At 35.4% G+C, this 13,123-nt stretch carries 15 protein-coding genes; 14 read left to right on the forward strand and 1 reads right to left on the reverse strand.

What is annotated here, in order from left to right:
• A partial coding sequence (locus tag TEPIDINF_RS02370; RefSeq protein WP_421691294.1) for an RNA-guided endonuclease TnpB family protein occupies positions 1-705 on the reverse strand: 705 nt, incomplete at its 3' end.
• A 355-nt stretch (positions 706-1,060) separates the two neighbouring features.
• Here TEPIDINF_RS02370 and TEPIDINF_RS02375 point away from each other — a divergent pair.
• The 14 genes from TEPIDINF_RS02375 (at position 1,061) to TEPIDINF_RS02440 (ending at position 13,090) form a co-directional block, all read left to right on the forward strand.
• Positions 1,061-1,699: a hypothetical protein gene (locus tag TEPIDINF_RS02375; protein WP_421691295.1), complete on the forward strand. Its 639-nt coding sequence runs from the start codon at positions 1,061-1,063 to the stop codon at positions 1,697-1,699.
• Positions 1,700-1,928: 229 nt separating this feature from the next.
• On the forward strand, positions 1,929-3,209 hold the full coding sequence (locus tag TEPIDINF_RS02380; RefSeq protein WP_421691296.1) for an HD-GYP domain-containing protein: 1,281 nt from the start codon (positions 1,929-1,931) through the stop codon (positions 3,207-3,209).
• Between the two features lie 73 nt (positions 3,210-3,282).
• Positions 3,283-3,618: a histidine triad nucleotide-binding protein gene (locus TEPIDINF_RS02385; RefSeq protein ID WP_421691297.1), complete on the forward strand. Its 336-nt coding sequence runs from the start codon at positions 3,283-3,285 to the stop codon at positions 3,616-3,618.
• Between the two features lie 105 nt (positions 3,619-3,723).
• A complete protein-coding gene (rpsU, locus tag TEPIDINF_RS02390) occupies positions 3,724-3,897 on the forward strand; it encodes a 30S ribosomal protein S21 (RefSeq protein WP_068723355.1) in 174 nt (57 codons plus the stop codon).
• Positions 3,898-3,914: 17 nt separating this feature from the next.
• Positions 3,915-4,358, forward strand: a complete 444-nt coding sequence (locus TEPIDINF_RS02395; protein ID WP_068723364.1) for a GatB/YqeY domain-containing protein — start codon at positions 3,915-3,917, stop codon at positions 4,356-4,358.
• A 122-nt stretch (positions 4,359-4,480) separates the two neighbouring features.
• Positions 4,481-5,803 (forward strand): NfeD family protein, encoded by a 1,323-nt coding sequence (locus tag TEPIDINF_RS02400; protein WP_161937275.1) that lies wholly within the window; start codon positions 4,481-4,483, stop codon positions 5,801-5,803.
• 18 nt (positions 5,804-5,821) lie between these two features.
• Positions 5,822-6,820 (forward strand): flotillin-like protein FloA, encoded by a 999-nt coding sequence (floA, locus tag TEPIDINF_RS02405; protein ID WP_068723375.1) that lies wholly within the window; start codon positions 5,822-5,824, stop codon positions 6,818-6,820.
• 9 nt (positions 6,821-6,829) lie between these two features.
• Complete coding sequence (locus TEPIDINF_RS02410) at positions 6,830-7,042, forward strand: hypothetical protein (RefSeq protein WP_068723378.1); 213 nt, start codon at positions 6,830-6,832, stop codon at positions 7,040-7,042.
• Positions 7,043-7,283: 241 nt separating this feature from the next.
• Positions 7,284-7,562 carry a sporulation protein YqfC gene (gene yqfC, locus TEPIDINF_RS02415; protein WP_068723380.1) on the forward strand — a complete coding sequence of 93 codons (279 nt, stop codon included), beginning with the start codon at positions 7,284-7,286 and terminating at the stop codon, positions 7,560-7,562.
• Between the two features lie 11 nt (positions 7,563-7,573).
• Complete coding sequence (gene yqfD / locus TEPIDINF_RS02420; protein WP_068723381.1) at positions 7,574-8,770, forward strand: sporulation protein YqfD; 1,197 nt, start codon at positions 7,574-7,576, stop codon at positions 8,768-8,770.
• Positions 8,771-8,818: 48 nt separating this feature from the next.
• Positions 8,819-9,748: a PhoH family protein gene (locus TEPIDINF_RS02425; RefSeq protein WP_421692131.1), complete on the forward strand. Its 930-nt coding sequence runs from the start codon at positions 8,819-8,821 to the stop codon at positions 9,746-9,748.
• Between the two features lie 17 nt (positions 9,749-9,765).
• Positions 9,766-11,916: an HD family phosphohydrolase gene (locus TEPIDINF_RS02430; RefSeq protein WP_421691298.1), complete on the forward strand. Its 2,151-nt coding sequence runs from the start codon at positions 9,766-9,768 to the stop codon at positions 11,914-11,916.
• Entirely contained in the window at positions 11,916-12,395 is a 480-nt protein-coding gene (gene ybeY / locus TEPIDINF_RS02435) for an rRNA maturation RNase YbeY (RefSeq protein WP_068723386.1), read from the forward strand. Before TEPIDINF_RS02430 ends, ybeY begins: the two co-directional genes overlap by 1 nt.
• 8 nt (positions 12,396-12,403) lie before the next feature.
• Positions 12,404-13,090 carry a diacylglycerol kinase family protein gene (locus TEPIDINF_RS02440; RefSeq protein WP_421691299.1) on the forward strand — a complete coding sequence of 229 codons (687 nt, stop codon included), beginning with the start codon at positions 12,404-12,406 and terminating at the stop codon, positions 13,088-13,090.
• Positions 13,091-13,123: the final 33 nt, after the last annotated feature.

The following is a 13,123-nucleotide window of genomic DNA, read 5'->3' on the forward strand; positions in this document are numbered from 1 at the left end:
CTGTTTGTGCCAACGATTAGAGCCTTTCTTTCTGCGTGATAGAATACGCTGTTCCTTCGCTAATTTTCCCAAGGCTTGGCGATAGAAACGAGGGTAATTGGCTGTCTTACCTTCTTCGCTATCGACGAATAAGCCATTCATGGAAAAATCTAATCCAACAACAGCTTGTACTTCTTTTTGTGTAGGTTGATGTTCGTATTCAGTGAGAATAGAAACATAGTATTTTCCTGTTTTTGTTCGAGAAACCGTACAAGACTTGAGAATATGATGTGACGGGATTTCCCGATGTTGTTTCATTTTTACAAGTTTCAGTTTCGGTAATTTGATATAGCCATCCAAAAGCATAATGTTTCCGTTGACCACGTTGGTTGTGTAGGACTGTCTCGCCTTGCGGCTTTTGAACTTAGGAAATTCAACACGACCAGAGAAGAAGTTTTGGTATGCCTTCTGTAAATTCAGTTGAGCGTTTGCCAACGCAAGGCTATCGACTTCTTTGAGCCATGCAAACTCCTTTTTGTACTTGGCAGGAGTCGGAAATTTTTGCTTTTTCAAGGCTTCTTTGTCGTCCTTGAACTTCTCATATGTTTCCTTTCGTTCAGCCAACATTTTATTGTAAACGAAACGAACGCAACCGAAGGTTTTCGCAAGAAATTGCTCTTGTTCTTGTGTTGGGTACAGACGGAACTTATATGCTTTGTTTGCCATATCGAATCACCTCACTTCAATGGGCGCATCACCCGTTGTGAGTAAGCAAAAGCTTCTCAACATCGTGATTCCATTCTACTTATATCATAGCAAAAAAAGACAACTTTAGGCTACGCCTAACCGAAATTCATCTCCCACTTTCACTGGTGCTGGCACACCTTCACGTTTAGAAGTGGGAGACTTCTTTCGGAGGGAAGTTAAAATTCCTGTTGATGATAAAACTTTTAGACATTTCTATATTAAAAATTTTAGTAGAAAAAAGAAGGAAATGATCGAATAATGGAGAATATTATTTAATGGTAAATTATGCTTTTCTTTTTTAATCATGATTATTATTTAAGAAGGAAGATTATCTATGAATATAAAAGAAGTATCTATGGAATTAGAGAGACAATTTCGTGCCATCAAAAATGTAACAGGTGCCCATGTAGACTTTGATGAGCAGGGAGAGGTTCATGCGATTGGGGTCTTTAGTGATGGGTTACGTCATCCAAAGGATATCAAGCGTGACGTAGAAGAAACCTTTCGCAATGTAGCTGGATATCGCGTTAACCATAATAAGATTAGTATCGTAGAACAGCAATTTGTAGAAAATCCGATAGAGGGTAATCGCATTCGTTTTTTGACCGCTTACCAGGTTCAAAAGACAAATGGTCTTATCGAAGGAACGGTTCAATTAGAATATAACGATCAAATTATAGTTGAGAATGTTACTGCCCATTATTTTGAGATGGAGTTAGAATATATTATCGCAAATGCAGCTGCCTCTGCGTTGATGAGGGTGGCGACGGATTATAGTATACGGATTGATCAGGTTCGTGAAGTTGCTATGGGTCAAGTCGATGTCATTGTTGTCACACTTACTGTGATTCATCGACCATCTGGAGCAGGGAATCTATTTGTAGGTTCTGTCGTCAAAACTAAAGATTTATTATCTTCGGTTGCTAAGGCAACCTTAGATGCATTAAATCGAAGAATCTACCACATGATTTAGTTTTTCAGTTTGCATAGCATAACAAGAGCAGAGCAGAACAACGAGATGAGCCGAACTTGAAATGGGAAAAAATCTATTTTAAGGGAGGTCATCGCCATGTTAAAAGTGATCAAAAAGATCGTTAAATCCAACAATGATACAAAAGTTTCTGTTGGAGATCGTTTGGGTTGGGCTTAATTTTTTAAATTATTATGTTATGCTATGCATTTCTATAAATTGAGGTGTTTTTATGAGATTAAACTTAAAAATATATTTAACAGGTATTTATAGCTTGTTTCTTATTTTGTTACTTATTACATGGAATGGTTTAAATATTAAACAAATCATTGAAATGATAGGTTTTGTTATTTTAATGGTTTTATTTAATTCTGAAATTGTTAGAGATTTGCAAAGCAATCTTTATTTTTTAATTGTTTTACCATTTGTCACGCCTGTAATGGTTTTTTTGGATCCTTTTTATGCAATGGTTTTTATTTCCGTTTCGGCAATGGCTATTTATCATAAACAAGTATGGTATAAAAAATTATTTAATGTTACGATGTACGGAATATCAATTGCAATTCCTACGTTAATTTTCCATTCCATATATCCAGATGCTAATAGCAATCAAACTATTTTTACTTTTGGATTTTTCCTAACAATATTACTGCTTTCCTATCTTAATACTTTATTAAATAATATTTTTATCTTTATTGTTGTGTCCTTAGAAAAAGGGAAATTTGATATAAATGGCTTTATTAGCCTTATATCATCCACAAAATCTGCACTATTAACAGTTTTTATTGGTCTAATCAATGTCGTTTTATTTTATTATACAAATCTCGTAGGCGTCGCTATTTTTACCTTTCTCGTCTATTTTATCAAACCTGCCTTACAGTACAGAGAGGTCTTTGATAACGAGCTTTCTACCTATACTAATTTTGTATTACATGTACTTAAACAGATGGATCCGATTACCCACACCCATTCAGAACGTGTAAAATTCTGGACAGTATTATTAGCGACCAAAATGGAGTTACCTCAATCAGAGATACGTCAGCTTTCTCAGGCTGCATCTTGGCATGATATTGGTAAAATTGAAGTTCCTATAGAAATTATAGATAAACCATGGAAATTGACACAGGAGGAATATGAAATTATTAAGAGTCATCCAGAAAGAGGATATCAATTAGTGAAAGATATGCACTTTTTTAAAAAGTTCTTACCTGTCATCCGCCACCATCATGAAAAATATGATGGGACAGGCTATCCTTTGGGATTAAAAGGAGAACAGATTCCGTTGCATGCTAGAATCATGGCAATCACGGATGCCTTTGATGCGATGACAGCTGATCGATCCTATCGTATGGGTATGTCGATGAAAGATGCGGTTGATGAATTGCTTCGATATTCTGGAACCCAATTTGATGCCAAAATCGTTAGTATTTTTGTAGAGGCGTTACAAGACGAATACGGTGAAAACTATGAGAAATTTGACAAAAAAATCTTGATGAACCTGAACGTCTCATGACAGGCGTTCTTTTTTATTTTATAAACTTTTGTGGTAAAATATGCATAATATAAAGAATAAGGGAGCTGTAAAAATGAACGATTGTATTTTTTGTAAAATTGTAGATGGTCAAATTCCAGCAAACAAAGTATATGAAGATGAGAACTTTGTCGCATTCCATGATATTCATCCAAAGGCAAAGGTTCATGTGTTGGTGATTCCCAAAAAACACATTCCAACATTTATGGATGTTCAGGAGGAGGATCTTCCTTTAATTGGCCAATTGCACCAGACCATTCAAAAAATAGCGAATCAACTTGGAATTGCAGAGAGCGGTTTTCGATTGGTAAATAATTGTAGAGATCATGGAGGCCAAGAGGTGTTCCATATTCATTATCATGTTTTGGGTGGAGAGAAATTGCCTGTCTGATGATGAAAGGTTGACACTACTAAATTTACTATAATATAATTAAATTTGTTAGACTTTGCGAAAACAAGGTCTGTTGCATGGTAATTGTGGAGGGAGGGAAAGTGAATGTCAGAAATTCGCGTTAGAAAAAACGAATCATTAGATAGTGCTCTTCGTCGTTTTAAACGTACAATTTCAAAAGATGGCGTATTGGCAGAAGTTAAAAAACGTAAACACTATGAAAAGCCAAGCGTAAAGCGTAAGAAAAAGTCTGAGGCTGCGCGCAAACGTAAGTATTAAGGAGGGCTAATCATAACATGTCGTTAATGGATCGTATAAGTGAAGATATGAAACAAGCGATGAAGAACAAAGATAAATTAAAACTATCTGTCATCCGTATGATTCGTTCTGCTATCAAGTATACCGAAATTGAAAAGCAAACAACGCTATCTGATGAACAAATACTTGACGTTCTGACTCGTGAAGTAAAGCAAAGACGCGATTCCCTCCAAGAGTTTGAAAAAGCAGGTCGACAAGATCTGGTTGAAAATGTGCAAGCAGAACTTGAAATTCTAAAACAATATCTTCCTCAACAGCTATCTGAACAAGAACTTCGAAACATCATCCAAAGTGTAATCGAAGAAATTGGAGCAAAAGGGAAATCAGATATGGGAAAAGTAATGAGTGCAGTGATGCCTAAAGTAAAAGGTCGTGCTGATGGGAAACTCATTAATCAGCTTGTACAGGAATATTTATCATAAAGAATAGAAAAAATGACGACTAGAACTCTCTAGTCGTTTTTTATTTCCCTTATTTTGTTGGGAAAGTGAAACCTAATTGAAAACCAAACGTATGTAAATTCATCAAGGAAAGGGGGATGTTTTTGAAACGAAACTTAAGTCTTTTTTTATCTATTATTTTTTTAGCTACTGTTTTAACATTTATTCCTAAATCATCAATCATTTCTGCAGAAGAAAAACAACTCGTTTATGTCATTCCTGTTGAGCAAGGGATTGAAAGAGGATTAGAGCGTTTTTTAGAACGTGCCTTTTCTGAAGCAGAAAATGCTTTTGCAGATGCCATTATTTTAGAAATCAATACATTAGGCGGAAGTGTGGATGCGGCGATAGGAATAGGTAAATTGATTCAAAAAGAACAGATCCCTGTATATGCTTATATTAAAGGAGAAGCCATTTCAGCGGGCTCTTATATATCTTTAAATGCCGACAAAATTTATATGGAACCTAATAGCCATATTGGTGCTGCAGCAGTGAGAACCATTTCCGGGCAACAAGTAGACCCTAAGATCACTTCTTGGTGGGCTAGTCATATGATTGATGCAGCTAAACAGAATAATAAAAATGAAGAAATTGCAAGGGGAATGGTAGATCCTGCTGTTGAGATCCCAGGTCTGTCTAAAAAAGGCCAATTGATCACATTAGATTCAGACCTAGCACTAAAATATGGAATTGCCGACGGGATCGTTCAAAGTCGAAAACAGCTTTTAAATACCATTGGTTTGGGGTCGGCAGATACTTATGAGGTTGGTTTAACACCTGCTGAAAGATTAGCTCGGTTTTCTACGAACCCCTATGTGATCCCTATTTTATTGATCATTGGATTAGCAGGGATTTTAATTGAACTATTCATTCCTGGATTTGGTATCGCTGGGTTAATCGGAATATCCGCATTTAGCCTCTACTTTTTTGGGCATTATTTTGCTGGTTTTGCTGGCTGGGAAGATATCATTTTCTTTATCGTTGGATTTATTTTAATGGTGGTTGAGCTATTTGTTCCAGGCTTTGGCATTTTTGGCGCGCTAGGCGTGATTTCTCTTTTTGCAGGCATTATTTTTGCTGCTTATGAGACTTCTTATGGTTTAATAAGCTTAGTTATAGCTGTTGTAGTTAATTCCATCCTCTTCTTTATTCTATTTAAATACTTTAAACACCGAGGATTATGGAATCGATTTATTTTAAAAGATGAACAGAAAAAAGAAGGAGGTTATATTTCTCATACAAAGGATAAAACAATAGTTGGTCATAAAGGAAGAACATTAACTAAATTAAGGCCATCTGGGGTAGCATTGATTGATAATAAAAGATATGATGTGGTTAGTGAAGGGGTTTGGATTGAAGCGAACCAAGAGATTGAAGTGATTTTTGTTGAAGGAACTAGAATCATTGTTAGAGAAGTAAAAAAATAGTTTTAGGAGGTTTGTCGAATGGGTTTTGGTCCAGAAATTACATTACTCGTATTTGTTGCCTTTGGGATTATTATCTTATCTGTATTTTTCACCTTTGTTCCAGTGATGTTATGGATTTCTGCTCTAGCTTCAGGGGTTCATGTAGGAATCTTTACACTAGTAGGAATGAGACTGCGTAGAGTAATTCCCTCAAGAATTGTAAATCCCCTCATTAAGGCGAGAAAAGCAGGGCTAGTGTTAGGAACAAATCAATTAGAAGGACATTATCTTGCTGGGGGAAACGTGGATAGGGTCGTAAATGCTTTAATTGCTGCTGAAAGAGCAGATATAAGTTTAAGCTTTGAACGAGCAGCGGCCATTGATTTGGCTGGTAGGGATGTATTAGAGGCTGTTCAGATGAGTGTTAACCCTAAAGTGATCGAAACACCAATTGTGGCAGCTATGGCTAAAGATGGAATTGAAGTAAAAGCAAAAGCGAAAGTAACAGTTCGGGCAAATATTGATCGCTTAGTGGGTGGAGCTGGTGAAGAAACCATTATCGCTAGAGTTGGCGAAGGAATCGTCACAACAATTGGTTCCTCTGAAACTCATAAACACGTCTTAGAAAATCCAGATGCAATCTCTCATACAGTTCTTCAAAAAGGACTTGATGCTGGAACAGCTTTTGAAATCCTATCCATCGATATCGCTGACGTGGATGTAGGCAAAAATATCGGTGCTCAATTACAAACAGACCAAGCTGAAGCAGATAAACGTATCGCACAAGCCAAAGCAGAGGAAAGACGGGCGATGGCAGTTGCTTCAGAACAAGAAATGAAGGCAAAGGTACAAGAAATGAAGGCAAAAGTAGTTGAAGCTGAAGCACAAGTTCCATTAGCCATGGCAGAAGCCTTACGCAATGGCAAACTTGGTGTAATGGACTATATGAATATGCAGAATATTAACGCAGATACTGAGATGAGGGAAGCATTTAGTAAGTTAAATGACCCAAATCAAACGCCTCCCAGTGGGAAATAGGTGATCAAAATGGATCAATTTGTGAAGGACAAAATGTTGAAGAAGCAATGGACTGAGAGGGAAATTGAAAAAGAAATTGAAAGTGAAAAAGAAAATTTAAAGAAGACTACTGAATACCCAACCTATACTCATCCTGTTATTCAAGGAATCATTTGGTCAGAAATATTGAACCCACCACGGGCAATTAGACCCTATTCACCCCTACACCGTACAAGATCATAGATTGAATTTAAGAAGCTGTTGAGAAATCAACAGCTTTTTTAAATATTATAAAAAGTATAACTTTGTTCCCCTTATCATTTGAATTTGTATATTCCATAAGCAGCGACCTTTGGGAGTATGTTTTCTTACAAATTAATCGGAATAAGCTTCAAAGGAAATCTTCGCTTTTGTGGGATTGTTATATTCATAAATTCCAAAAAAAAAGCATATGGGTGTAACAAGGAAGAGAGGGGGCAAAGCATTGAGAAAGTTAAGACAAAAAATTAAACAATTGACTGCAAATCAATTGGAACTTCCAAAAGATGTTATATTTGATTTGCCTCGCATCACCATGATTGGTTCCTATCAAATCTATATTGAAAATCATAGAGGAGTTATTCAATTTACTGATCAATTTTTACATCTACGCTTAAGTAAAGGTGAATTAAGATTAGTTGGAAAACAACTTGTGATCCGAACCATATTACCTGAAGAGGTACTAGTAGAAGGTATTATAAATGAAATTCACTATATTGATTAGGAGGAGTCTTTTTGAATGTTCGTGGATTAAAATGGACTAGAGGTTACGTCGTATGCTCACTCAAAGGAAAACATATTGAATTATTTATTAACATGACAATCAAAAAACAATTAAAGATTTGGAACATAAAAATCGTAAATGATTCACAGGCCGTATTCTCGATTAGCCTTGAGGACTTTTTTAAATTAAAACCGATATTGCAAAAAACCTATACTCGAATCCATATTCTGCGTAAGGTAGGGTTACCTTTCCAACTAGCCAAGTTAAACAAAAGAAAGGGAATCGCTACCGGCTTTTTATTATTTTTTGTGATGATTTATCTTTTATCTTCTATGGTTTGGACGATCGAAATAGAAGGCAATCAAACTATGACAGATGAAGAAATATTTCAAGCGATTGAAAAGCTAGGGATACATAGAGGAATGTTTAAATTTCAACTCCCAGAAGATACAGTGATTCAAGAACAACTAGGTTCAAATTTAGAACAAGCCTCATGGATTGGGGTAAAATTAAAAGGAACTCATTTATTGATCACCATAATGGAGAAGGTGAAACCAGATGAAAAGCCATTAGTTGGCCCAAGGCATATTATATCTAGCAAAAACGCAGTTATTTATCGCATTTTAGCTGAAAAAGGAATCCCACAGGTAAAAGTGAATGATCGCGTAAAAAAGGGTGATCTTTTAATCTCTGGAATTGTGGGAAATGTTGAAAACCAAGAGGCTCAAGAACTAGTAGCAGCAGAAGGGGAAGTCTTAGGAGTGGTTTGGTATGAATCCACCGTTACGATTCCATTAAAGCAGGAGTGGAAGGAATATACGGGTAATCGGGTTGAACGGAAGTATCTTATGCTTGGGAATCGAGTATTAAGAGTAAAGGGAGCGAAGGAAATTCCTTTTTCACAATCTCAAAAACAGTATGATTTAAAACAGATATCATGGAAAAACTATGTTTTACCAATCGGTTTTCTTGATGAGACCATTTTAGAATACCATAATCAACAACGAGTTTTATCTGTCTCTGAAGCGATCAAATTAGCAAAAAATCAAGCAAGACAGGATTTACGAACGAAAATTGATGAAGACAGCAATTTTAAAAGTGAAAAAGTTTTGCACCAAAGCACAGAGAATGGTAAAGTAACAGTAAAGATACTTTTTGAGGTGTTAGAAAATATCGCAACAACACAACCAATAGTTCAAGGAGAATGAGGGCATTTGCAAGTAGACGTATATACAAATCGAATTGCGCTAGGAGATATGGAAGAACGACAAAATTTATTTGGGCCACAAGATCAATGGTTAAAAATTATTGAAAAAGAAACAAATGTTCATATCTTAACTCGGCATGAGAATCTTGTGCTTCAAGGGGATCAAAAAGAAGTAGACCGTTTGACAAAGTTATTTGAAGTTCTGGTCGTTTTAGTAAGAAAAGGATACCGACTCTCTGAAAGAGATATTTATTATGCATTAGAACTCGCAAAAGATGATTTATCAAACGAATTATTAGACCTTTATGATGAAAAAATCATGGTAACCTATAAAGGAAAAGAGATTCGAGTAAAATCTTTGGGACAGAAGCATTATGTTTCAACGATTCAAAAAAAAGATATTGTCTTTGGAATAGGTCCAGCAGGTACTGGGAAAACGTACTTAGCAGTTGTCATGGCGGTGTCGGCATTAAAAAAGGGTGAAATACGGAAGATTGTTTTAACTCGCCCAGCCGTTGAAGCTGGGGAAAACTTAGGCTTTCTTCCTGGTGATTTACAGGAAAAGGTGGACCCTTATTTAAGGCCAATTTATGATGCGTTATATGATTTACTAGGTGTAGAACAAGTAAATAAACTGTTGGAGCGAGGAATGATTGAAATTGCCCCTTTAGCATATATGAGGGGTAGAACATTAGAAGATTCATTTATTATTCTAGATGAAGCGCAAAATACTACACCTGAACAAATGAAAATGTTTTTAACACGTTTAGGGATAGGTTCTAAAATGGTAGTAACCGGAGATATTACACAAGTCGATTTACCAAGTAAAACGAAATCAGGTTTACGTGAAGCGGAAAGAATTCTTAAATCTATAGACGACATTGGTTTTATTTATTTAACTGAACATGATGTGGTTCGTCATCATCTCGTTCAAAAGATAATTCTTGCTTATGAAAGAGATACACAAAGTCCTTCCTAAAAAGGGGCGAAAACGAAATGGGAAAAAAGCAAAAAGTGAAATGGAATATGGTTAAAATGATGGAAGGTTGGGGGAATCATCCTTCCATTCGTTTCTTCATGTATATTGGGTTAGGAATCATTATGTATTTGTTACTAATTGGACAAGTTATACCTGAAACCTATGAACTAAAAGAGGGGCAGATTAGTCAGGTTACTTTAACTTCACCGATTCGTGTAGAAAATCAGTGGGCGACTGAACTTGCAAAGGATAAAGCAGCAAAATCAGTTCCTGATCAATATACAAAGGACGAAAATATTGTTAATGACCAAATTAGCCGATTGGAGCAAATGTTTACAGACATTTTAACGATAGCAGAAAATAAAGATCTATCTAAAGAAGAGAAGGAAGCTGCTTTAAGAGACCTAACTAGCTTATCTTTTTTAGACGACGCTTTATTCAAAGAACTATCTAGTTTAAATGTTGAAAAGATAAAAAATATTCAATATATCTCTAAATCTACGTTGGATATTGTGATGAATGATGGAGTGAACATTAAAAAATCAAATGAAGCTTTTGAAGAAGCGGCTCAAATCATTCAAAACAATCCGTTTGATAATGAAGATAAAATCAAACATTTGGCCAATGAAATGACAAAATATTTTATTAAACCGAATGTATTTTATAATTCGGATCAAACTTCCCTTTTACGAGAAAAAGCAAAAAGTGAAGTCGAACCTGTTATCATTAAAAAAGATGAATTGATCGTAAAACAGGGCCAATATATTGATAAAGAAATTTATGAAAAATTAAAAGCAGCAGGACTATTAAAGGATACTTCAACATTATGGCCCTATTTTGGGTTATTGATGTTCATTTTACTCATTTTATTGCTTCTTTTCTTTAGTATTGAACGGATGAATCCTTTCTTACATCAAGATAACCGTGCACTTCTCTTATTATTTACGATCTTTATTTTAACATTTTCAAGTATTAGTATTTTGGGATTGATTGGTTTAGGTAAAGACCTTTTAACCTCCCCTAAGGGTTATTTAGCACCAGTCGCTTTTGGTGTGATGTTAATTACCTTACTCATTAATATGAAGATGGCGATTCTGAGTGGTGTTATTTTTAGTATTTTTACTAGCATGATCTTTAGTACGGATCAAAGCTTCATTTTTGATTTTAGATATGGATTTGTTGCCTTGATCGGTAGTGTTGCTGGTGCATTTGCGATTGGAAGAATTAAGCAACGTTCCGCCATTTTAAAAGCTGGATTAGTGGTTTCGTTGTTTAATGTAATTGGAATTGCCGTGATCGTGATGTTGACGAGCCAAAGTTATTCATTGAGACAAATGTTTGCAACCCTTTCATATGGTGCAATAGGAGGATTCTTTTCTTCCGTGCTTACGATTGGTTTCTTACCATTTTTTGAAGCTGTTTTTGGGATTCTATCTCCTACTAGATTAATTGAATTATCGAACCCAAATCATCCTCTTTTACGGAAATTGTTAATTGAAACGCCAGGGACTTATCACCATAGTGTGATTGTAGGAAATCTGGCAGAGGCAGCAGCTGAAGCAATTAATGCAAACGGATTATTGGCTAGAGTAGGTGCCTATTATCATGATTTAGGAAAAACAAAACGGCCTAGTTTTTTTATTGAGAATCAATTAAATATGGAAAATCCTCATGATAAAATTTCACCAAGTTTGAGTAAAAATATTATCTTGGCTCATCCAAAAGATGGGGTAGAGATGTTAAAGGCTTATAAAATCCCTAATGCCATTCAGGATATTGCTGAGCAACATCATGGAACTTCTTTACTTAAATATTTTTATCATAAGGTTTCTAAAGATTCTGAACAACCTATTCTAGAGGTTGAATATCGTTACCCTGGGCCAAAACCACAATTTAAAGAGGCAGCGATTGTAGGAATCGCAGACAGTGTTGAAGCGGCTGTAAGGTCAATTAAACATCCTACCAATGAAATCATTGAAGAAATGGTTAGAAAAATTATTAAATCCAAATTGGATGATGGTCAGTTAAATGAGTGTGACTTAACATTAAAAGAATTAGAAATTATTGCAATTTCGATGTTGGAAACCTTGAAAGGTATTTTTCATTCGCGAATTGAGTATCCTGATGATAAGGATTTAGAAGAAACAAAAGGGGCGAGATCTAGCTAATGATAGATGTTGATGTCTTAGATGAGCAAGAAGAAAGGGAAATCCTAGAGAAAGAAATTGAATTAGTCAATCAAGTAATTCAAACTGCTGCAGAATTAGAAGGGATCACTGAAGGAGAAGTGGTTGTTACACTGGTTGATAACAAGCGAATCCATGAACTAAATCGAGACTATCGTGGAATCGATCGACCTACAGATGTATTATCCTTTGCATTAAATGAACCGGGCGAAGATGATCTAGATATTGTTTATGATGAAGAGATGGATATGCCGACTATGCTTGGAGATATAGTGATTTCAATTCCAAAGGTGATCCAGCAAGCAGCTGATTATGGCCATTCCTTTGAACGGGAGTTAGGGTTTTTAACAGCTCATGGTTTCTTGCATTTATTAGGTTATGATCATGAGACAAAAGAAGATGAAAAAGTAATGTTTACAAAACAAGAGTTGATTTTAGAGAAAATGAAACTATCAAGGTGATGATGAATGTGATCTGGGGGAAATTCCTTCGAAGTTTTGTCTATGCAAGTGAGGGAATTACATATTCCTTGGCAAGCCAAAGAAATATGAAAGTTCACTTCACGATTGCTTTCATCGTTCTTTTGTTGGGAATGTGGTTTCACTTTAATACGATGGATACCCTTATTATTCTTTTTACCATTGGACTGGTGATTGGTTTTGAAATGGTAAATACGGCAATTGAAGCGACGATAGATTTAGTAACGCAAGAATTTCATCCCTTAGCAAAGATTGCAAAGGATGTAGCCGCTGGAGCTATTTTAATGGTTACTTTTACAGTTGTTTTTGTTGGATTGGTTGTGCTATTTCCCTATTTAACATTGATCTATCAAGAGGGATGGAAAGGTAGGTTGCCATCCCAACCCTCTTTCTTTATTTTACAGGGATTCTTTCTGTTATTATTTACCTATGTTGTAAAAGCATATTGGTATAAAAAGCAATCCAATTACGAGCCTAACGTATTAGTAGGTATTTTGTTTTATTTATTTGTTCTTTTCTATTTTATAAATGTTTTATTTTCTTTACTTGTTTTTTTTCTTTTAACCAACTATTTAATCATGATTTTATTTAAGAAGAAGTTTACCTGGGTTGGATTTGTGCAAAATGGACTGATCTCAATCGGGGGTTTTTTTCTCTTATACTATCTTTTTTACTGATAACCTTTTTCTATATTCATAAATGGAGGAGAA

Origin of the sequence: Tepidibacillus infernus, from assembly GCF_048898065.1 — a bacterium.
GTDB classification, from domain to species: domain Bacteria; phylum Bacillota; class Bacilli; order Tepidibacillales; family Tepidibacillaceae; genus Tepidibacillus_B; species Tepidibacillus_B infernus.